The sequence below is a fragment of the Mastigocoleus testarum BC008 genome (genome assembly GCF_001456025.1).
In the GTDB taxonomy this organism is placed as follows: Bacteria; Cyanobacteriota; Cyanobacteriia; order Cyanobacteriales; family Nostocaceae; genus Mastigocoleus; species Mastigocoleus testarum.
Genome location: NZ_LMTZ01000045.1, coordinates 82,648 through 104,695, shown reverse-complemented (window position 1 = coordinate 104,695; position 22,048 = coordinate 82,648). Strand labels below are relative to the sequence as shown.

At 38.0% G+C, this 22,048-nt stretch carries 15 protein-coding genes; 9 read left to right on the top strand and 6 right to left on the bottom strand.

All coding sequences use genetic code 11. The features are described from left to right. The first annotated feature begins 77 nt into the window (after window positions 1-77). The 3 genes from BC008_RS08775 to BC008_RS08765 all read left to right on the top strand — a co-directional run bounded on the left by BC008_RS08775 (window position 78) and on the right by BC008_RS08765 (window position 5,170). Window positions 78-2,645: a U32 family peptidase gene (locus BC008_RS08775; protein WP_027843213.1), complete on the top strand. Its 2,568-nt coding sequence runs from the start codon at window positions 78-80 to the stop codon at window positions 2,643-2,645. A gap of 686 nt (window positions 2,646-3,331) precedes the next feature. Continuing rightward, window positions 3,332-3,781 carry an FHA domain-containing protein gene (locus tag BC008_RS08770; RefSeq protein WP_058183435.1) on the top strand — a complete coding sequence of 150 codons (450 nt, stop codon included), beginning with the start codon at window positions 3,332-3,334 and terminating at the stop codon, window positions 3,779-3,781. A 270-nt stretch (window positions 3,782-4,051) separates the two neighbouring features. Continuing rightward, window positions 4,052-5,170: a geranylgeranyl reductase family protein gene (locus tag BC008_RS08765; protein WP_027843212.1), complete on the top strand. Its 1,119-nt coding sequence runs from the start codon at window positions 4,052-4,054 to the stop codon at window positions 5,168-5,170. An 85-nt stretch (window positions 5,171-5,255) separates the two neighbouring features. Here BC008_RS08765 and BC008_RS08760 read toward each other — a convergent pair whose 3' ends face one another. The 3 genes from BC008_RS08760 to BC008_RS08750 form a co-directional block, all read right to left on the bottom strand. Further along, complete coding sequence (locus BC008_RS08760; protein WP_027843211.1) at window positions 5,256-5,918, bottom strand: ABC transporter ATP-binding protein; 663 nt, start codon at window positions 5,916-5,918, stop codon at window positions 5,256-5,258. A 218-nt stretch (window positions 5,919-6,136) separates the two neighbouring features. Further along, on the bottom strand, window positions 6,137-7,402 hold the full coding sequence (locus BC008_RS08755; RefSeq protein WP_027847029.1) for an ABC transporter permease: 1,266 nt from the start codon (window positions 7,400-7,402) through the stop codon (window positions 6,137-6,139). Between the two features lie 333 nt (window positions 7,403-7,735). Then, window positions 7,736-9,280, bottom strand: coding sequence for an HlyD family secretion protein (locus tag BC008_RS08750; RefSeq protein ID WP_027846360.1), 1,545 nt, complete (start codon window positions 9,278-9,280; stop codon window positions 7,736-7,738). Window positions 9,281-9,932: 652 nt separating this feature from the next. On the opposite strand from BC008_RS08750, the gene BC008_RS08745 reads away from it, so the two are divergent. Together BC008_RS08745 and BC008_RS08740 are read left to right on the top strand one after the other, a co-directional pair. Then, the gene (locus BC008_RS08745) at window positions 9,933-10,196 is read left to right on the top strand and encodes a hypothetical protein (protein ID WP_027846361.1); all 264 of its coding nucleotides are present in this window, start codon (window positions 9,933-9,935) and stop codon (window positions 10,194-10,196) included. A 189-nt stretch (window positions 10,197-10,385) separates the two neighbouring features. Beyond that, a complete protein-coding gene (locus BC008_RS08740) occupies window positions 10,386-10,817 on the top strand; it encodes a hypothetical protein (RefSeq protein ID WP_027846362.1) in 432 nt (143 codons plus the stop codon). Between the two features lie 123 nt (window positions 10,818-10,940). Here BC008_RS08740 and BC008_RS08735 read toward each other — a convergent pair whose 3' ends face one another. Beyond that, window positions 10,941-11,831, bottom strand: coding sequence for a LysR family transcriptional regulator (locus tag BC008_RS08735; RefSeq protein ID WP_027846363.1), 891 nt, complete (start codon window positions 11,829-11,831; stop codon window positions 10,941-10,943). 450 nt (window positions 11,832-12,281) lie between these two features. On the opposite strand from BC008_RS08735, the gene BC008_RS08730 reads away from it, so the two are divergent. The 4 genes from BC008_RS08730 (at window position 12,282) to BC008_RS08715 (ending at window position 15,740) form a co-directional block, all read left to right on the top strand. After that, window positions 12,282-13,037 carry a class I SAM-dependent methyltransferase gene (locus BC008_RS08730; protein WP_027846364.1) on the top strand — a complete coding sequence of 252 codons (756 nt, stop codon included), beginning with the start codon at window positions 12,282-12,284 and terminating at the stop codon, window positions 13,035-13,037. 76 nt (window positions 13,038-13,113) lie between these two features. After that, window positions 13,114-13,872 carry a sulfite exporter TauE/SafE family protein gene (locus tag BC008_RS08725; protein WP_027846861.1) on the top strand — a complete coding sequence of 253 codons (759 nt, stop codon included), beginning with the start codon at window positions 13,114-13,116 and terminating at the stop codon, window positions 13,870-13,872. After that, on the top strand, window positions 13,869-14,738 hold the full coding sequence (dapF, locus tag BC008_RS08720; RefSeq protein ID WP_027846862.1) for a diaminopimelate epimerase: 870 nt from the start codon (window positions 13,869-13,871) through the stop codon (window positions 14,736-14,738). The genes BC008_RS08725 and dapF overlap by 4 nt, the downstream gene beginning before the upstream one ends. Before the next feature lie 489 nt (window positions 14,739-15,227). Continuing rightward, window positions 15,228-15,740 (top strand): hypothetical protein, encoded by a 513-nt coding sequence (locus BC008_RS08715; RefSeq protein WP_027846863.1) that lies wholly within the window; start codon window positions 15,228-15,230, stop codon window positions 15,738-15,740. A gap of 235 nt (window positions 15,741-15,975) precedes the next feature. On the opposite strand, the gene BC008_RS08710 is transcribed toward BC008_RS08715, so the two are convergent. Both BC008_RS08710 and BC008_RS08705 read right to left on the bottom strand, forming a co-directional pair. Beyond that, window positions 15,976-17,130 (bottom strand): extracellular solute-binding protein, encoded by a 1,155-nt coding sequence (locus BC008_RS08710; protein ID WP_027847021.1) that lies wholly within the window; start codon window positions 17,128-17,130, stop codon window positions 15,976-15,978. Between the two features lie 393 nt (window positions 17,131-17,523). Then, the gene (locus BC008_RS08705) at window positions 17,524-22,011 is read right to left on the bottom strand and encodes an acetate and sugar kinases/Hsc70/actin family protein (RefSeq protein WP_027844365.1); all 4,488 of its coding nucleotides are present in this window, start codon (window positions 22,009-22,011) and stop codon (window positions 17,524-17,526) included. Window positions 22,012-22,048: the final 37 nt, after the last annotated feature.

Genomic DNA, 22,048 nt, shown 5'->3' with positions numbered 1-22,048 from the left:
GAAGCTCAGAAAGACAATCCACCATCTTTTGCCAACAACGATAAAATCACTAAGGTGTAGCTACTTCTCCCAGTGTCATGACAGCCAAACCTAACTCTCTAACCTCCAAGGTTCATAACCTTCAAGTTCCCGAACTTCTCGCTCCAGCAGGTAACTGGGAATGTGCGAAAGCTGCTGTAGAAAACGGAGCGGATGCAATTTACTTTGGTTTGGATAAGTTTAATGCGCGCATGCGAGCAGAAAATTTTACTGAGGTGGATTTACCCGAATTAATGGAGTTTCTCCATCTGCGGGGAGTTAAGGGTTATGTCACTCTCAATACTTTAGTTTTTCCCCAAGAACTGAAAGATGCACAACAATATATTCGTTCAATTATTTCTGCTGGGGTAGATGCAGTCATCGTTCAAGATGTGGGAATTTGTCGTCTGATTCGTCATATATCACCTGACTTTCCCATTCATGCTTCTACTCAAATGACGATTACTAGTGCAGTTGGGGTGGAATTTGCGAAGGAACTTGGTTGTAATTTGGTGGTTTTGGCGCGGGAATGTTCCATTAAAGAAATTAATAAAATACAGCAGCAGATCAGTGTAGAGAATTCCCATCAAAAGTCTTTACCTTTAGAAGTATTCGTTCATGGTGCTTTATGTGTCGCATATTCCGGTCAGTGTTTAACCAGTGAAGCTTTGGGAGGACGCTCTGCAAACCGTGGTGAGTGCGCTCAAGCTTGTCGCATGCCTTACGATTTAATATCAGATGGGGAAATAGTAAACTTGGGCGATCGCAAATATTTACTTAGTCCTCAAGATTTAGCGGGTTTGGAAGTTATCCCGGAGTTAGTAAAATCTGGGGTGAGTTGTTTGAAAATTGAAGGACGGTTAAAAGCTTCTGAGTATGTTGCTAATGTCACCCGAGTTTATCGACAAGCATTAGACAATGTCATCAAAGATATTCCCGATATCCCTGAAAATCAACAAAAAACCCTGATTAAAAAGGGAAATCAAGAACACTACAACCTAGAAATGGCATTTTCTCGGGGTTTATATACGGGATGGTTTGAAGGAATTAATAATCAAGAGTTAGTTCACGCTCGCTTTGGAAAAAAGCGTGGGGTATATCTAGGTGAAGTTAAACAGGTGGGTAGAGAAGAAATAACGATCCGCTTGGAAGCGCCAGTGAAAGCCGGTGATGGTGTGGTTTTTGATTGCGGTCATCCCGAAAGGAAGGAAGAAGGGGGTCGAGTTTATGGGGTATTGCGTAAAGGAAAAGATACTATACTGCGTTTTGGAAAACGAGATTTAAATCTGAGAAAAATTCATATTGGCGATCGCATTTGGAAGACCAGCGATCCAGAATTAGATAAGCAAGTGCGTCAGAGTTTTGCTAGCGAAAAACCCCAATTTCAGCGTCCGATTTTTGTGGAACTATACGGGGAATTAAATGAAAATTTAGTCGCAATTGCACGGGATGAAATCGGTCATGTGGTGCAAGTTAAATCATCAATTACGCTGGTCGAAGCTCGCAATAAGCCCCTTTCCACGGAACGTTTACAAGAACAGTTTGGACGTTTGGGTAATACTCCATTTTGTTTGGGAGAGTTGAAAAATCACCTCGAAGGTGAATTAATGTTACCAGTGAGTGAATTAAATAAAATGCGTCGGGAAATTGTCGCTCGACTGGAAGAATTACGAACTCAACCCAAGCTCTGGAAAATTAACGAAAACGCTTCATTATCAGATTTACTTCCTGTTAAGGATTCTCTTATACTTCCTTCTCCTCAGTTGATTGTTTTAGTTCGTAACCTTAAACAACTTGAAGCAACACTCAAAGCAGGAATCGAAACCATTTACTGTGAATTTGAAGACCCGCGTAAATATAAACAAGCTGTCCAAATAGTTCGTCAATCTTCTCATCTTCAATTTTCTAATTATTCATCCCCTAACCCATCCCCTCAAATCTGGGTTGCACCTCCGAGAATTACCAAACCAGCAGAAAACTGGATTTTACAGCAGGTTCGTTCCAGTAATGCGGATGGTTATTTGATTCGTAGCTACGACCATTTACGGTATTTTGCTGGAGAAAATTGTATTGGGGATTTTTCCTTAAATGTGGCTAACGCTCTAACTGCAGATTACTTTAAAAATCGTTTCGGTTTAGAACGTCTCACCGCTTCCTATGACCTTAATATTAATCAGCTTGAAGATTTATTGAAAAGTGCTCCTTCCCAATGGTTTGAAGTAACAATTCACCAACATATGCCGATGTTTCATATGGAACATTGTGTGTTTTGTGCCTTTCTTTCCGAAGGGATTGATTTTCGGGATTGCGGTCGTCCTTGTGAAAAACATCAAGTTAAACTTCGCGATCGCGTGGGTACGGAACATATTCTCCAAGCTGATGCTGGTTGTCGAAATACGGTATTTAATGGTACCGCTCAAACTGGTGCTGAGTACGTAGAACATTTAATCAAACTTGGTTTACAAAATTTCCGAGTTGAGTGTGTGAATGAAACTCCAGAGCAGGTAACCCAAACAATACATCTTTATCAGCAATTACTCGAAGGATACATTACAGGTTCCCAATTGTGGCGAGAGTTGAGATTGCAAAGTCAGTTGGGTGTAACTCGGGGAACTGTTGTTAGTTGATAAAGAAATTAGAAGATTGAAATTACCAACTCATAAGTTGATCTATTGCAGTGCGAAGTCTAATAGTTTTTTTGTCACAACCATTTATACAAATCACGTCAACCCTAACATAGTCACCTTACTTAGTTAAAACGGCGTAAGCCCCACATCGTACCCGTAAGGGAAGTGTGGGATAAACCCCCTCCTAGCCTCCCCTTAGCGGAAGCGATGCGTCAGCATTAGGGGAGGAAGCCGAATAAAAATGGTGCATCTTCTATACGGGTGTTGACATGTTTGTTAACACAGTATAGAAGACAGCTACAAGCCTTACCTAGTCTGCTTTAGCAGAGTTCGTCTATTAGCCTGGGAGTTTGTTCCAAGGCGGTTATTGAGACTGTTGCAAGTTATCAGTATCCCTATTTTCTGTTGTGTTTCCTTAAAAACCACTTACCTTTCTCAGTTCTCTCATTTAATTCTTAACTAATTCTCAGGTAACAATCAGCAAGAACTCAGGTTAATAACCGATACTAATAATTAATCCAATTTATATATTGTTACCAAAAGTTATCTGTGTAGGGTTTTATCTGTCTAGAATTACTACATTGATAAATTTAAAATTAAAACTGTTATTTTTTACAGTCGATAACAATAAATAATAAATTAATAATTAACTTATAATCATCAATAAAATTAGAGTTTCAATAATTATGAGAATAATAGCTTTTAATAAATTTACAGGAGTCTTCCAAAAAGAAATACTCTTATCAAAAACAGAAAAATTACAACGATACTTAATTGGTAGATATCCAAAGTGTGACTTAATTCTCAACAGTCCAGAAATTAGTCGCGTTCATGCTATTATCCTTAAATTTAAAGATAATTATTGTTTTACTGACCTTGCGAGTACTAATGGCTCATCTATCAATCATCAAAAAGTTGAACTGAACCAAGAATATATTTTAAATAGTGGTGATACGATCCAAGTTGGTGATTTTATTCTCTTATTTGAAGAAACTACAGAGAAATTCCAACATCACTGGTTTTTAACAGAAAATCAAAATAATTATAAATCTTCTTATATAGATACTATAAGTACTAACTCTGATACGAGTATGCAAGCTTTAAGTGAAGAAAGAAATAAACTGCCAATATTTTAGTTATTAATAATTTTAGTTATTAATAAATCTCAGAAAAAATCATTTCTTAACTGAGTAAATATAAGAGGTAAAAAAGCTACAAAATAGAACAGTACTAGCGCTTACGAGAATAATGTAATATAAATGACTTGTATGTTTGGCGTTCACTATGTAATATCCATGAGTGTTCGCTGATTTTTTTGATACTCGTTGATAATTCACAACAGTAATAAAAGCCTTCCGGAGCATTCTACCGACACTTAACTGACTCAGGAGTAAAACTACAAGCATATGTATGACTGCATTATTGTCGGCGCAGGACCAGCAGGTGGAACAGCTGCATATCATTTAGCAAAACGGGGAAACTCAGTATTAGTTTTAGAAAAAGAATCATTACCCAGATATAAGCCTTGTGGTGGTGGTGTATCCCCGATGATTGCTCAATGGTTTGATTTTGATTTCAGTCCGGCAATTTCCAGTAAGGCTAACACCATTCGCTGTACTTGGAATATGGGTGATCCGGTGGAAGCGGAACTAAAAACTCCTGAACCAGTATGGATGGTGCGACGAGATATATTCGATCATTTTTTAGTTAAACAAGCTGAAAAACAAGGGGCTGAACTAAGAGATAATACTAAAGCTACTGGTATTGAATTTAAAGGTGACCATTGGCAAGTCAATACAGTTAATGGTTCCTTCAGCGGTCGTTATTTAATTGCTGCTGATGGTACTTCAGGACCAATGGCGAAATGGTTGGGTTTTAAGGAACGCAAACGTTGTCTAGTCGGCGCTTTGGAAACTGAAGCTGCAGCAAAGGTAGAGAATGCGAATATCGCTCACTTTGAGTTTGGGATGGTTAAAAACGGTTACCTGTGGAATTTTCCCAAAGCAGATGGTTATTCCATTGGTATCGGTAGCTTTCTTGGTGGAAAATCCCAAAACTTCAAAAAGATTTTGCAGGAATACGGGGATAAATTTGGTTTGGATGTCCAAACTTATAAACAGTACGGTTATGGAATTTCTTTGTGGAATGGTACTCAAAAACTGCATACCGAACGTGCTGTTTTAGCAGGGGAAGCTGCTTGTGTAGTTGACCCATTTACTGCAGAAGGAATCAGACCTTCAATTTTTAGTGGTTTAAAAGCAGCAGAAGCAATTCATAAAGCTGTTACAGGAGATATTAATGCTTTAGAAGAGTACTCCAATATCATCAACGAACAATGGGGTACTGATATGGCTTGGGCGCAAAAATTAGCTAATGTCTTCTATCATTTCCCCGGTATTGGCTATAAAGTAGGCGTTAAACGTCCTTCGGCTCCACAGGTTATGGGTAAAATTCTTTGTGGTGAATTGCGATATAGCGATGTGGTAGGTCGCGCTCTCAAGCGGTTAAATCCAGTTTTTGGTTGATTTATTGGAAGTAGAGACGTAGCGTGCTACGTCTGTAGAGGAGTCAATAAGGGTAAAGAATAATAAAAGAACTATTCCCTATTGATCAAACTACAACCAAACCATCTTGAACTCGGATGGTTCTTTTTGCTTTTTCCGCTACATCTAGTTCGTGAGTCACAAGTACAACTGTAATTCCTTGGTGATTCAACTCCGTTAATAAATCCATCACTTCATGGGAAGTTTTAGTATCCAATGCTCCCGTTGGTTCGTCTGCTAAAACTAACGCAGGTCGATTAACTAAAGCTCGTGCAATCGCAACCCGTTGTTGTTGTCCCCCCGAAAGTTGACTGGGACGATTTGACATTCTGTCTGCAAGTCCAACTCTAGATAAAGCTTCTTGGGCGAATTCGCGACGCTTAGATTTAGAAAAACCAGCATAAATCATTGGTAGCATCACATTTTCTAAAGCTGTTGCTCGTGCTAACAGATTAAATTGCTGAAACACAAAACCTATTCTTTGGTTGCGAATATACGCTAATTCGTCATCATCAAGGCTAGTTAGGTTTCGACCTTCAAGGGTATACAATCCAGATGTCGGACGATCCAGACAACCAATAATATTCATCAATGTTGACTTTCCCGAACCTGATACTCCCATAATTGCTACATATTCACCTTCTTCAATAAATAAATTAATCTCTTTGAGAACCGGAACTTCCACTTCTCCTAATATATAAGCCTTAGTAATTGATTCCATCCAAATCATTTTCAGTTATCAGTTATCAGTTATCAGTTATCAGTTATCAGTCAGAATTGTGCGCGGTAGCGCACCGCTTTGCTAACAGGAGTCAGAAGTCAGGAGCGAAAATTTACTCATTACTTATTACTTATTACTTATTACTTATTACTTATTACTTATTACTGTGCGCTGTCGCGCCCCGCTTCGCTAACATTACTTATTACTTATTACTTGTTACTCATTTCCTAATCACTGCGCAAAGCTGTTATCGGGTCTAATTTCGCAGCATTTTTCGCGGGGATAACTCCTGCAAGTAAACCGACTAGAAATGAAAGTCCAACACCAGCGATCGCTGACAAGACCGAGATAACTAATGGAAATTCAAATACGATTGAAGCAATAATTGCGATCGCAACTCCACTAAAAATTCCAATCGCACCACCAACAATAGAAATAAATATCGATTCTGTTAAAAATTGAGTGAGTATGGCTGAAGATGTGGCTCCGACTGCTTTACGAATTCCTATTTCTCGGGTGCGCTCAACCACAGAAACTAACATAATATTGGCTATTCCAATCCCACCAACTAACAAGGAAATTCCCGCGATCGCTACCACCATTAAGGTCAATAAACCTAGAACACTGCTTAAAGTACTTATAAGTTCGGCTTGATTCCTAATACTAAAATCATCCTCTTCCGGGGGATAAATATTATGTCGTTGACGAAGAAGATTAGTGACTTGGAATTGAGCTGCATTTAAAGCTTCTTGATTACTGTTCTGGACATAAATTCCACTTACGGAAACACCTGTTAAAGCATTATTACCAACTATTCGGGCTGACATGGTTGTCAGAGGAATGTACACTGCATCGTCTCTATCTCGAGGACCTTGGAAACCTTTAGCTTCCATCACCCCAATCACTTGATAAGCTTCTCCTTGAATCCGAATATTTTTACCAATTGGATTCACACCAGTAGCAAAAAGTGATTCTTGAACCGTGGGAGCAAGGACAACTACTTGTTTGGCGATATCTAATTCTTCTTGATCGAAAAATCTGCCTTGTTCGGGAAAGGTATTTCTTGCTTCTGGGTAGTTTAAATCTGTGCCGTAGACAGTGGTTGAGGTATTTTCACCACCATATACTAATTGGGTATTTTGTTGTAGATAAGCAGAGACAACATTTGCTGAAGGGGCTTGACTAGCGATCGCTTGAGCATCTTCCCAAGTTAGAGTACTACTCGAACCCAACCCTTGACGGATATTCCCACTTCTAGCTGCACCAGCCCTAACTTGTAAAACATCAGTCCCTAAGGCTGAAATTTGCTGTTCGACTCCTTTTTGCACCCCTTGACCGATGGAAGTAATAGCAATCACCGAAGTAATACCAATAATTACACCTAGCATGGTTAGTACTGTGCGTAATTTATTACTCCATAGTGCCTCAACTGCCATGGAGAAAATTTCTAGATTTGATACTCTGCCTTTATGGGGAGGACGAAAAAAAAACATATTTATTAATAAGGACGCTATCTGTCCTGGCTTCTGACTCATTACTGTACGCTGTCGCGCCCCGCTTGCGCTAACATTACTTATTACTCATTACTGTGCGCTGTAGACACGCTCATTGTCTGTGCTTACGCCCCGCCTTGCTAACACTTTGTGTTTGCCCGCATCCTAGCGGATGTTAGCGTTGCTAGCGTAGCGTACCGTAGGTATTGCGTGACGTAGTCATACAGCTTTGCTGTCTATAACGCGTCCCGCTTGCGCTAACATCACTCATTACTTATTACTTATTACTTGTTACTTATTACTTATTACTTATTACTTATTACTTATTACTTATTACTTATTACTCCTAGAACCACCACCCGGTAGTAGACCGCGACGCCTTGACTTGGGACGGGAACCGGGAGGAAAGTTAACTAATACTTTTTCTGTTCCTTTTAAGCCAGCTTTAACCTCTGTTTTGCCATTCGCAGCAACGCCGGTTTCAATTACTTTAAATCTTGGTTTGCCATTGCTTTCGACAACATAAACACCAGTTGCATTTCTTCGCCGAACAACCGCTACAGAGGGGACAACAATCACATTCTCTACTCCATCAACTTGGAATTCCATTTCCACGTTCATTCCCGACAAGAGCATTTTTTGAGCTTCCTCAGAAACCAGTGCTACTTTGACTTCAAAACTAGTAACATTTTGTTCGATAGTGGCTTCACTGAGAATTTGCGATACCTTACCCTCGAATTTTTTTTGTGGGTAGGCATCAGCTTTAATAATCACTTTTTGACCTAAACGGATTTTGCCAATATTTGCCTCAGCTACATTGGCGATAATCTCTTTTTTAACGGAAGATAAGGACAATATAGAAGAAGAAACAGCAGAGGTAGCAGTACTTGCTGACGTCGTAGGAGTCACAAAAGAACCAGGATCGGCATATATCTTGCTGATTTGTCCGTCAAAGGGAGCCGTAACAATAGCGTCATCAACCTGATTCTGAATATATTGCAATGAACCACGGGCAGAAGTAACCTGAGCACGGGCTTGCAGAATTTCTTCTGAACGGGTACCTGCTTTGAGAAGCGTTAAAGCTTGCTGTTGTTGTTTGACTTGTGCTTGTGCTTCTTGGATTTCTTCTTGTCGGGTCCCTACTTTTTGTAAGTCAAGGGCTTGTTGTGCTTCTGCTACCTGTGCTTGAGCGGTTTCTAGTTCGGCTTTTTTTTGGTTAAAAGTTTCTCGGGAAATAGCTCCTTGTTTGTATAGTTGCTCGTAACTGCTGAAATCAGCTTGCTTTTGGTTGAGGGTAGCCCGAGCGCTGTTTAATCTTGCTTCTGCTTGGGCTATTTCTTGGGAACGATTACCTGTAACCAACTTTTGCAGATTCGCTTTAGCTTGTTCTAATTGGGCTTGTGATTGATTAATTTCTTCTGGTCGATTACCTGCAATTAGCTTTTGCAGATTCGCTTCGGCTTGTGCTAGCTCCCCTTTTCTTTGGATAAGTTGACCTTGAAGGTTAGAGTTATCCATATGAGCAATAACCTGTCCTTGCTTAACTCGCTCCCCTTCTTTTACTTTTAAGCTTTTTACGGTACCTGAGCTTTCGGGACTGACATTAACTGACATTTGAGCTTGAACGGTACCATTTGCTGCAATAGTAACTGCCAGGTTTCCCCTTTCTACAAGCAGTGTTTGGGCATTTCTTCTTGCTTCTCGCCTGGGAATAATAACTAACTGACGATAAGTAATAAAGCTTCCCCCTACTAAAAAGCAAATTATCAGCGCCCAAAATAACCAATTATTTTTATTATTTTTTTTTGATACTGGTAGTGGCTCGAGAAATTTTTTATTTTGATTCCCTTGTTTATCTTGTGAAGAATCTAATTTCATTTATTTAACCTATTTAAAAATACTACAAAACTCCATTGATTATGAGAGCAAATAATTAATTTTCGATATTATTAATGTGTAAAAAAGCTTTAATTTAAACTGTAAAAAATAATTTCTTATTGACATACATTAATTAAATATGTTTTTAGAATTACGAATTGTATTAAAGTCTTTTATGCTATTTTTTATTCAATAAAATAGACAATAAATCAAAATACTTATTACAAAGGCTTTAAACGCAATGTTTATTCGTATAATTTGTCAAGCAATAATTAATTTTTACTAACAACTTCATTGTAAAAATTTTATTCGAGTATTACATCAATCAAAATTCCTAAATTAATTCATGACTAAAGTGATTGTTGTAGTGTGACTAAAGTCATGTATTCAGTATTTACATTTTATCTGAAGACTGATACTTAAAAATAATGTGAGGGAGCAGTAACAAAAATTTTATATCAACGCAGAGGTAATTGTGACATTTTTCCTCGCTTATCCGGACGTGAACCATCTGTCCTTTTACCCTTTAAGGCTCTAGCATGAAGTCGTCTAGTCAAGTGATAATTTTGAAATACTTACGCTTAAGAGAATAAAACGCCACTGTAACTGCATAAGTCAATTTAGCATCCAGCTAAACATATACAAGGTTCAAATGATAAGGCTATTACAAGTAGTTGAATCTAAGATTGTTCTTCTAAGTAATGCAATGCAAGCAGATAAGTTACGTCTAGAAGCATCAATCAAACAGTGTGAAGATAATGCATCAAATTTATATCAAGAAATTGATAAATATAAGCAAGAAATGAGGGAGGAAATCTCTAAACTACGCGAGCAAAGTCTTCACTGGATAGATGAATTTATCGGGAGGTTAGAAACTGAAGCAATCGCTTCTATTACTAATTTTGACTTAAATTAAATTCGCTCAAACTTTCATTTTTTCTTAACAGATAAATTACGTCAAGCTATTGAGCAATGCCTCAATATTCATCAACCAGCTATAATCAAAATTACTGAAAAAACCAAAACATCTATATTTGAAGGTGTTCGCAAGTTTGCTGATATTCCCAAGATAGAAGTAGATTTAGGTTCAGTAAACTCTCCTAATTTGGAGGATGTTATATGGACAAACATAGATACTTTAAATCTATTAATAAATGAAATAGGTATTGATGAAATTCCGCAGCTTTTAACTAATTTATTTATTCATCAAAAAACAGAGTCAGAAAAATCAAAACATGCGATTACTTATCGTCAAAAACTACAAGAATACATACCAGAATTGAAAGATTCTATCCTGGAAAAAATCACTGATATATACGCTCAAATAATGACCAAAATTGAAAAACAAATTGAACAAGCATATCAGGAGGAAATAGCTGCATCTCTAGCAGCTATGAAACAAGCACAGCAAATAAGTATTTCTGGGGAAGAAAAGATGTTTACTACCAATGAGGACGTACAAATAGCAATTTCCCTTGTTAAAAATACTCGTTCCGAACTCCAACCTTTAAGGGAAAAGCTAAGAGTTGGTATTTAAGTCAATAAAACGCCTGATAAACTAAGGTTATGAGTTAAAAATACAGATTATTAATGAGGGTAAAATAGAGTTGCTAAAATTACCCAAACTCCAGAATCTGCGATATAGCGTTTTTACATTCCCCTAATAATTGCTACCCACCTTACCACAACACATCACCAAAAAATTCTCCAAACTAGGAGAAGTATTATTTTTCCGCCAAATCATCGCAATGCTGACCTGTGGAGTTGCTTCCAGCAAAGGTTTATAAACCACGCCTGTGCGTTGTAAATTCTGCAAAGACTCTGTGACAATAGCTACACCCATCTCTGCAGCAACCAAACTCACAATAGTTTGCATTTGGATCGCTTCTTGAACCACGTTGGGACAAAAACCCGCTTGCTGACAAAGACTAATAACAGAATCGTACAGTCCAGGTGCGAGAAACCGGGGAAATAAAATAAAGGGTTCGTCAATAAAAGACTTCAAACTTACCACCGGTTCATTTGCTAGTGGATGGGTTTGTGGAATTGCTACCATCAACGATTCTTGAAAAACTTGTTTCCAGTCAAATTTATCTTCATTGACCGGGGGACGCACAAAACCCACATCAATTTGATTTGTATCAAGTTGTCGTAATTGTTCGTCTGTAGTTAGTTCGTGTAATTCTAGACTTACATCGGGAAAATGACTGCGAAATTCTCGTAAAATATCGGGCAAAATGTTATACGCAGCAGAACTGACGAAACCAACTACTAACTTTCCTTTCTCTCCTCGACTTGTCTGTCTTCCCGTTTGGATCGCTTGTTCTAATTGGTGAAAAATGTGCTGAACCTCATGGAGAAAAACTTCTCCAGCTTCAGTTAATTGCACTTGGCGTTTTGTGCGATAAAAAAGTTCAAAACCTAACTCATTTTCTAATTGGCGAATTTGTTGACTCAAAGGTGGTTGAGCAATATGTAACCTTTGAGCAGCACGTCCAAAATGTAATTCTTCTGCTAATGTCACAAAATATCGCAGGTGTCTTAATTCCATATTTTGAGGAATTGGTAATGGGTCATTGGTAATTGGTAATGGGTAATAAGTAATGTTAGCGAAGCGGGGCGCGACAGCGCACAGTAATAAGTAACAAGTAAATATTTTTAATCTTTTTCCCTGTCTTGGTGCGCATTCCCACCCTGCGGGGTCGCTAAAAGCCGAATTGTAACTTGCGTTGTTGCGGGGTTGTCCCAGGAGGGAGAAGTTACACTAACGCACTGCTGTTCTCCATTCCCTCTAACCCAATAAATATATTTTAGATATTAATAGGTAGTGAAAAATATATTGGACATTATTTAAAAGCTTATTTATTGTAAAAGTAAGGTTGTTACAGAGATTACATGCATGTTGGTGTAAGCGTAGCAACATCATTAAACCTAAGAAATTTTCTTAACCTTCAACTATCAACTGTTAGCGGTCTAAACAAGAGAACTAAGGAATTTTTGTATGATTAAGAATAATTGGAAAGCTACTCTTTATGAGGGTAAGCACAGTTTTGTATGGCAAAATGCAGGAGATTTGTTAGAGTTACTTGCTCCCAGATCGGGAGAAAATATCCTCGATATCGGTAGCGGAACCGGACAGTTAACAGAAAAAATTTCCCAAAGTGGGGCTACAGTAATGGGAATTGATAGTTCTGAAAACATGGTTGAAAAGGCGAAACAGAACTATCCCAACTTACAGTTTAATGTTGTTGATGCCAGAAATTTCCAGTTTGATACTACCTTTGATGCTGTTTTTTCTAATTCAACTCTACATTGGATTCCAGAAGCTGATGCAGTAATCGATCGCATTGCTAAATCTCTCAAAGTAGGTGGACGTTTTGTCACAGAGTTTGGTGGTAAAGGAGATGTTCAAGCAATAACTACTGCTCTATCCCAAGCACTCAAGGATATTGGAATTACTCAAGATCATCCTTGGTATTTTCCCAGTATTGGGGAGTATGCAAATAAGTTAGAAAAACATGGTCTTGATGTAAATTATGCTGTTTTAGTTCCTCGTCCAACACCTTTAGCTGATGGAGAAGCAGGTTTAAGAAACTGGATTGAGATGTTCTGCGATCGTTTCTTCACGGGAATTACCACAGAAGAAAAAACTCAAGTAATTAGCAAAGTAGAGGAAATGTTACGTCCGACTTTATATCAAGAAGGTACCTGGATTGCTGACTATTGGCGAATTCGCATTGTCGCTGTCAAAAACTAGTCAAAAACTAAATTCTTCATCTTGCTTACCATTACCAATTACCCATTACCCATTACCAATTACCTATTACTCATAAATGCATGATTTTTCACCATTTTTACTATTTCTAGCAGCTTTAGGTGCAGGAATTATTAATAGCGTAGCTGGAGGTGGTGGGTTAATTGCTTTTCCCGCACTTTTAATTGTAGGAGTACCACCGATTTACGCTAATGCAACAAATAAGACTGCTTTATGGTTCGGTACTTTTGCGAGTACTATTGCTTACCGTCAAGAACTTTCCAATCCCAGATCGGAACTATTTTTATTAACTATTACGAGTGTAGTGGGAGGAATTTTTGGTTCTTATTTACTGCTATACACACCACCGCAAATTTTTGCTCGCTTAATTCCATTCTTAATGTTAGGTGCAACTGGAATATTTGCTTTGAGAAAATTGAGGTTAAAAATTGGCGTCAAGCGATCGTTTAAAACTAATTCGCGTCTACGAATATTAATAGTTGTGCTTTTGCAGTTAATTGTTGCAAGTTACGGTGGTTTTTTTGGTGGAGGTGCAGGTATATTGATGCTTGCGGTTTTAAATATGACTGGTATTCAGAATATACATATCATGAGTGCCTACAAATGTTGGTTAGCTACTTGTATTAATGGTGTAGCAATTATAAATTTAGCACTGTCAGATGCGATAGTTTGGGACAGAGTAATAATCATGGGTGTTGGCGCTTTAATTGGTGGATATGGAAGTGCTTATATTGCTCGTAAATTAAATCCTATTTTGATCGGTTATGCGATCGCTGGAGTTGGTTTTAGTTTAAGTATTTATTTCTTCATAAAATGAAATTTCATAAATATCATGCACTGGGTAATGACTATTTAGTTGTTAATTCTCAGGATTTAAACTCTCAAGAGTTAAACTCTCAGGGTTTAATAACTGAATTGACACCCGAAAATATTCAGAAAATATGCGACCGTCATTTTGGAATTGGTTCTGATGGAATTTTACTCGGAACAATACAACCTAAAACGAACAGATTTTCCCTACGCATTTTTAATCCTGATGGTAGTGAAGCAGAAAAAAGTGGTAATGGACTGCGAATATTTTCCCGCTATTTATGGGATATGGGATTAGTTACAAACAAACAATTTTCAATTGAAACAATTGGAGGAATCGTTAAATCTGTAGTTGATAATTCTGGACAGATGGTTCGGGTAGAAATGGAAAAAATTAGTTTTTGGAGTAATGATATTCCTGTCGCAGGAGAAGCTCGAGAAGTTATCAATCAAAAAATTAATCTTGGTGATAAGGAGTTTAACTTTTCTGCTGCAACCATCGGGAATCCCCATTGTGTAATTATTTTGCCAGAAGTCGATTCACAAATAGCAAAAAAATATGGCTCACAGATTGAAAACCATCCTTTATTTCCCCAGCGTACCAATGTTCAGTTTATGAAAATACTCGATCGCAATAATATTCAAATTGAAATTTGGGAAAGAGGTGCAGGTTATACGTTAGCTTCAGGTAGCAGTAGTAGCGCAGCTGCAGCAGTGGCTTATAAACTCGGTTTATGTGATACAAAAATTACTGTAAAAATGCCAGGTGGTTTAATTTCAATTCGAGTAAATGAAGATTTTAATATTATAATGAGTGGTGCAGTAACCCAAGTCGCTTCGGGAAAAATATCCCAGGAAATATTTGATATTTGACATGTATTCAAAAATGAATATGTGGGAATACTATTTGATTGAAATATATCTTACATAAATATCATTTTGTGCCTATGTAGTGTGACTATCTTTATCTACTAGAATGAACTTTTAAATACAAAATCAACAATTAATATTTTTGATACATGAATAAATATTCCCAAATTATTTCACCTTACTGTATCTACAGGGAGAATGAAAATTTATCTACCGTTAATCATGAAAAAATATTGATAAAATACCTAAAATTAATTTGCCTTTGCTAAAATAGCATTTTAGTTAATTTATCTGTCACTAAATTGAATAGTTCAAAAAATTGAATAGTTCAAAAAATTGGAAACTAAAATCATCATAACCAAGTCCTCAAAATAAAATCTAATACTGTTGTAAGTCTCGATTTTGAAAAAATCCCTGGTTGTTTATAGATTGTCAAGAAAAACTATTAGTTGAATCTGTTAAACCAATATTTAATAGAAAACCGGATAAAATATGCGACCGGCAATACTAATCTTAGGTATTACACTTGGCACGATTTTCTGTTTCAGAAGTGAAATTTCTGCAGCAGAAGATGTTTCTGTTGCCCCCATCCCATTACCTTCTGACGAACCTCTACAACTGGAATTATTGAATAATCCCAGAGGTTTAGTTAGAACAGCTAACACAATTTCCCAAGAGCAACTCACTATTCCTAGTTTGTGGTGGGCAAAAGAAAATTCACAGAACAAATTATTGGATAATTGGATTGCATATCCTGCTACTAAAATCAGACCCGGGCGAGTAGATTTAATTGTAAACGAACAAATTTGGACGCTGCTTGACTATCTAGAGCGTTACAACTTTGTTAATTACTTGGGTGGTGTAGTACGCGGTAACAAATACAACATGAGAGTTTTTAATTATCAAAAGGAACTCTTAGCAACTTACACTTGCAATTTTCAAACTATTAAACCTTTGTGTCAGATAAAGATGAATACTCAAACTTTTTTAGAGATGAGTTTTTAGATTGGGAGTCAGGAGTAATACTAAATCCGGATTAATTACCCCTTTTTAGAATGAGAGAGGGAAGTGTTGGAGGTGTGGGAAGTGTGGGGGAAAATCCCAAAAAATATAAAGGGGTTTTAAAAATCGGATTTGGTATAAGGAGTAAGAAGTAAGGAGTTCAGGAGTCGTTTAACTAATGTCCTACGGACACGCGATGCTAATGACCTCCGCAAAGCGGTAAAAGCTTCCTGCTCTGCTAACTTTTAATTTTGGCAAATAAAGAATCATACTCTTGGGCTGCTTCCTTTGGTAAAGGTAATAAAAATTCACTTTTTTCCAAAGTAGATGAGTTATCAGTCAAGATTTTGTTCAAAGGCTGAGAAATATCATCTGCTGATATTTTAAGATTGATTGGGGAATTAGTTTTAGTTAATAAAGAAATTTGTTTAGCAATATCTTTTTGCAAACAAAAATCAATCCACTTATAAAATAAGTTAGTTTTATTTGTGTTTTTATTCGTTGGATGTACCCATAAATCAGCCCATAGTGCTGTTCCAGAACTGGGGATAACTACAGTAAGTTGAGGATAACGAGCAATTAAGGGAAGTACATCACTTGACCAACCCACACCGATCCAAGTATCACCAATAATTAACGGTTCAATATATCTATCGGAACTATACAGTTTTACTTGTTTATTTAAAGCGCGAAGTTCAGACTCTAGTTGAGGTACTTCACTCAGCTTTTGAGTATTGTAAGATTTACCTATTTTTTTTAAAGTTAAACCGATCGCTTCTCTTGATTGGTTCAGCAAAGAAACTCGCGATCGCAACTCCGGACGCCATAAGTCTTTCCAGTCTTGGGGTTTCCAATCAAAATCTTTAAATTTATCGCGATTATAAACAATAACCGTACTACCCCAACGATAAGGTGCAGCCCAAATTTTTCCCTTCGAATCTGCCAAACCCTTATCATTACGCTTAACTAATTCTTGCCACTTTCGATCTAAGTTAGACCATTCTTTGATTTCACTTACATCAAGTGGTTGAATTAATTGTTGCTCGATTGCTGCTGCTAGCCAATAATCACCCAATGTGACCAAATCTGCTACTGGAAGGGGACGCCATGGTCCAAAAGGTAATGAAGAAAGCCAACCTTCGTCTTTTTTACCATTGATTCGAGAATGCCAAGTTTGTAAATTCTTATATGAACTTTTTAACTGTGCTACCGCCGAAAAATTTAGATTTACCCCTCCTTGCAAACTTTTACGAAACTTCCCCACAACTTGACCCGGGATAGAACCATTTAATAAGGAAACTTTCAGGGTTTCTTGATTTCTCCCTCCACACCCAACTAGCAGCTGTGATAGAGCAAATGAACTAGCTGTAACTAAAAAAGACCGTCGCTGCATCGCTTGAAAGTTCCCAATATAAGTCCAGTAATATCCTAATGTTTTTTCATTGTCGGGTATTTTCTCATACTGAGTAGTAAGCACCCCAGGGGAAGTTAAAAGTCAAAATTCATTAGCACAGCGTGTCCGTAGGACATAAGTCATTAGCGGATCCGTAAGGTAGCGGCTCCGTAGGTAGCGCAGCTATAGCTAGAGGCTCCCTCCGCCGTCGCCGCAGGCTCTAGCGTGTCCGTAGGACATAAGTTAAACAACTCCCGACTCCTGAACTCTTCACTCCTTACTTATTACTTATTACTTATTACTTATTACTCATTACTTATTACTTATTACTCCTTACTCCTTACTCCTTACTTATTACTTATTACTTATTACTTATTACTTATTACTTGTTACTCATTCCTTTTGCACACCCACAACAAAATTCACAGTGTAAGGTTCTTTTAAGGATTGCTGAGTACTTGCTTGAATTACATCTAAGTAGCGACGTAAACGCTCCAACTGTCCTAAATTTGGACGATAGGTAAGACTACCTTGTTTTTCAAACAAAGGTGCATTTGCAATTGCTTTGTAATAAGGGTTTTCTAAAGAACCATGGGTAATCCATTGAGAATTCTCAGCTTCAGGTATCAAACCTTGGGGTAATTCACCTTCAAGAAAAGCTAATAAACGTTGCTGACAACTACGAGTATTAATTCCACGACCTTCAAATAACTGAATTAATTCGCCAAATGATACCGCTCGTTGGGGTAGTAACTGCAATAATTCTGTAAACAGAAAATAATCGGTGTATTGTTGTCTGGGAATTTCCAATACTTGGGGATGTAAGGTTAATAAAGCTAAACCGTAGGCTACACGCGTACATCTAGGAGTATTATCTTCACCAAGATAGGAATCTTGGATAATTTTGGCATTGGGAAGTTTTTGGCGCAACCAGCGACTTACAGAACCCAATGAAGCAACACCACCAGTTAGAATTGCTTGGTCAACAGCTTCTGTCGGAATTCCACGAGCTACGAGCAATCGATTAATTTCCCGATTCAAACGTCTAACAAAAGGAACAAATACCTGAGATTCTAAATCCCTACGCTGTAAAACCCATCTTTGATCTGCTAGTTCAATCTGAAAAGATTCTTGTTGTTGCAAAATTAATTTTAAAGCACCAGCAGCGTTAAGTATCGCTTGTCCTAATACAGAACTTTCTAATCGTTGTTGCAAACGAATCCGAGCTTTGATATCCGCTTCTCCAGGACGCGGTAACTCCAACTTATCCAGTCCTAAACTAGATAAGCGCATTTGCTCTAATCCAGGAACCGATGGTTTCCATGAAGTATTACTTTGGGTGCTTGCACTTTCTGGCTTGCTAAAACGAGATTCCCGCCATTTTTCCGGAACTAGCAACTGACAAACAATATCTTGCTCGATCGCTTTTCCTGCATAGAAGAAATTATGCAACATGAACTTGCTATGAGTTAATTCATGTAAGTTTTGGGGTATATCAACAAGTCCCATTTCTGTCGCACTAGCCCCAATATTAACGATCAAAGTGTTACCAATAAAACTTTGGGAATTGCTTTTGGGGAACAAAGAGCGTTTAGAACCCTTAAATTTAACTGTTTCACCCCTTGCACCATCTAATTCACTTAGTAAACCAGCAACGGCTTCTTCTACAAAAAATACTTGTTGGGGGTGTTGTACAAGTTTACTTGTAAGTAAAGCTTCTCGAACATTGAAGCGATATTGTTCCGAAGAATTAGACGGACAGGTACAGATAACACCAGCAAGATTATTGATGACTACATCAAAAGTTTCAGAGGGTAAACCATCTGCTGCTGCAGTTAAGCCCAAAGTTGTACTTTTACGATCAGACTTAAAAGTTAACAATAATTTTGAGAGCGATCGCACAACCCAAACTAGAGGAATGGTAGACAGTTCATTGAGTTGTAATAGAGGTTCCCATTTTTGTCGCCCTTTATTCAAAGAAATTTCGGAATGGTTTTTGTAAGGTAAAGCGACCTGTAAATAAGGTTTTAAGTAGGCTGAAAATAGATTGCGATCAAAGGCTGGCGATCTAGGTTGTTTCTCAGCAGCTTCGTCTAGAGAACTGACTGAAGTTTGTTCGGAAGCAACCGTTGAGGAGGGTAAGTAAACTTCAGCTGGTAAGCGGAAAGAACGTTGAACGGAATTTAGTGGGGGTTGGTTTGGAGCGGACCAATATAAAGGATAAACTTCTTGGGTCGAGCGATTTAATAGTACAGCAGAAATACCAGTAGTACCCAGATCGACTCCCAAGTACCAAACTGAATTTCTGATCTTATCATCCACTTGAGCCGGATCTATATTTCCTGTAGCGGAAGATAAATCATTGGCTTGTAAATCACTGCTTTGAGTATTGCTAATAGTAATGTTCTGGGTTGAAATTTCCTCCGTAAGTCCTAGAGTCGGGCTTAAATCTAACTGAGTATCAGCGCACTTCTCTGTAGGTTTTGAGTCTGAATCTGAGTCAGAATATCCAGGAGGTGTTTCCCAAGCAGAAATTTCTAATTTGGGTAGATCCTTTGCACTTGTGCTCAGAGGAGTATTACTTTCAGCGTGATTTTCTAATTGAGGCTGTGGAGCTTGCTCCGCATCAAAATTATTTAAATCCCAATTTAATTGTTGTCGCTGTTCGGAATTTAAGGAAATTTCAAGATTCGATCTATCAATTGCAGCTTGTTCTTGTGTTAGCAAATCCTCTTCTGGTGAAGCAGGAAGATAGTCATCTGATTTCTCCGCTTCTTCTGAAATGCTTGATGAAGTTTGTTCTTGATTTTGATTTTCTGCTGGGTGTACTGAATCAAGGGGATCTTGACCTTCTTGCTTCTGTATACTTTGGTCTTGAGTGAAAGTTTCCACCTCAAACATATCCCCTTGAATACCTAGTTCTGGCAATAAATCTGTCAAAGCTGCGATCGTATCGCCACCGTTGGGAATATTTTCCCTTCCTGGAACTGCTTCCGATTCAGGAACTTGGCTTGAGTCTGGAATTATATCAGACTTAAAAGAAGCATCAGACCTAAGAGTGTCATTATTTACATTATCCTCTGTGACAATACTTTCCGCACTTTCCTTAGTCTCTTCTGCCTCAGTACCTATATTTTCTTCCAAGGGAAATGTATTCCACATATCCTCCATGACTTCTTCAGCGGTAACAATGTCCGGGAGAGTCTTAACCGTATTTTGACTTTCATACTCCTCTGAATCTGTGGTGGATATGGCAGATTCTATACTTAATGAAGGAATATTTTCTTCCGTATCAGAATCCAAATCCAGGAATGTTTCCTCGGGTTCAACCGGTAACTCAATTTTAGGTGTAGAGGCTAGCAAATTAGCTTCTACTGTTAATCGTTCTGTTATATCGGCAACATTTTGCCCATCAGAAATATTAAGATTTGTTTCTGTGATTGCTTTACTATCTTTTTCTTCACCACTTACCGCAGCAGTTTCACGAGAAGAAGTATCAGTTCCAGGGACAGTGTAGGAGTCAAAATTAGTACCTTCTATCCTGCGCTCTTCATCTGTAATATTATCCAGTGTTCGGGTACTATCTTGTGAATTAACATTCTCAGCAGTATCAACTATGTCACCAGGACCAAATAAACTGGCATATAGTTCATCAACATCATTACTTGCAGATATCTGATTTTGTGGCTTATCTTGTGGCTCATATTGTGCAGTTTGGGTATCTTCAAAGTCCAAACTTACCGAATTTTCATGTATATTATTAACCGAAGAAGGCTCTAAAGTATCATTTTTTGCTTTATCTAGATTTAAAAGTATCGAATCTAAGTCTGGTATAGAATCTGTACTATCAACAATACCTGCATCAGTATCATTACCCGTCATCAAAGTAGATGATTGAATATCTTCAGTTGGCGAAACCAAAGAATCTACATTTGTAAAATTATTGCGATCTTCAAGTTTAGTTTCGTTTTGAGACGCATTTTGAATGGTATTATCAGAGCGCAGATGCTGACTTAAATTATCAATTAAATTGGTCAGTAATGTCTCACCTTGCACTCCTTTAGAATGCATTCTGGAGAGTGATTGAGACAACGAATCATGGTAGGTGAGAATATTACGCTCTAAAGCGTTAAACACCGCGTTGACGGTGCTATCTAGCGCTAACAAGCGATGGTCTAAATCGCCAGTAAGTCTTGTTAGCTGCTGTAACTGATCGAGAGAATCTGATAAAGCCGGAGCAGATGAAACTATCAACGCTTCTGGATTTAAGTCGCTGCTAGCCGTAGAGGAACTAGCAGCACCGAACTCAGGTAAAGCTTTTTGTTCTACTTCTTGTCCTACTTGTCTACCGAAATCTTGTTGTGGTGCATCCGCTTTATAATTAACACCTGGGCGAACACGATTCATCAGCACCTGCAAAAATTCGGAAATCATTCTTTCTTGATTTGCAACTTGCTGCGCTAACGAGTAGTTTTGTAATCGTTTTTGCTCTAAATGCCTAATTTCCTCGACCAGCTTAGCCCTTTCTTGTAACAAGGTTTGCATTTCTAGCTTTAATGGCTCGAGCAAAGTTCTCAACTCTGTCCTTGGCGATATTCCCAACTCGCCTGAGCTTTGGGCTTCCTCTCCAGGAGATAGTTGACCGCTTTGATTGACAAACCTTGCTAGCAATGGAGATAGCTGTTGCTCGCCATCAGATTCTCCCAGGCTTCTAACAGCATTGCTTTCTTGTAAATTGACAAGAAAAGCACGGATTTTTTCTAAAATTTCTCGTGCGTCCTGCTCTTGAGCCAGAACTCGATGTAAGCGCTTGCCTTTATGGGCAAGTAAACCTTCAATATCTGCAATCAGCCTTTGGATTTCGGTTGTGCGGGAAGTCACAGTGGTATACCGTTTTTTGAACTTTACGTCTGAGGAT

Coding starts and splice junctions, on each gene's coding strand:
- BC008_RS08750 (WP_027846360.1), bottom strand. CDS start 9,280: ATGAAATTAGATTCTTCACAAGATAAACAAGGGAATCAAAATAAAAAA.
- BC008_RS08715 (WP_027846863.1), top strand. CDS start 15,228: ATGCGACCGGCAATACTAATCTTAGGTATTACACTTGGCACGATTTTC.
- BC008_RS08765 (WP_027843212.1), top strand. CDS start 4,052: ATGTATGACTGCATTATTGTCGGCGCAGGACCAGCAGGTGGAACAGCT.
- BC008_RS08725 (WP_027846861.1), top strand. CDS start 13,114: ATGCATGATTTTTCACCATTTTTACTATTTCTAGCAGCTTTAGGTGCA.
- BC008_RS08775 (WP_027843213.1), top strand. CDS start 78: ATGACAGCCAAACCTAACTCTCTAACCTCCAAGGTTCATAACCTTCAA.
- BC008_RS08760 (WP_027843211.1), bottom strand. CDS start 5,918: ATGATTTGGATGGAATCAATTACTAAGGCTTATATATTAGGAGAAGTG.
- dapF (WP_027846862.1), top strand. CDS start 13,869: ATGAAATTTCATAAATATCATGCACTGGGTAATGACTATTTAGTTGTT.
- BC008_RS08755 (WP_027847029.1), bottom strand. CDS start 7,402: ATGTTTTTTTTTCGTCCTCCCCATAAAGGCAGAGTATCAAATCTAGAA.
- BC008_RS08770 (WP_058183435.1), top strand. CDS start 3,332: ATGAGAATAATAGCTTTTAATAAATTTACAGGAGTCTTCCAAAAAGAA.
- BC008_RS08710 (WP_027847021.1), bottom strand. CDS start 17,130: ATGCAGCGACGGTCTTTTTTAGTTACAGCTAGTTCATTTGCTCTATCA.
- BC008_RS08735 (WP_027846363.1), bottom strand. CDS start 11,831: ATGGAATTAAGACACCTGCGATATTTTGTGACATTAGCAGAAGAATTA.
- BC008_RS08730 (WP_027846364.1), top strand. CDS start 12,282: ATGATTAAGAATAATTGGAAAGCTACTCTTTATGAGGGTAAGCACAGT.
- BC008_RS08745 (WP_027846361.1), top strand. CDS start 9,933: ATGATAAGGCTATTACAAGTAGTTGAATCTAAGATTGTTCTTCTAAGT.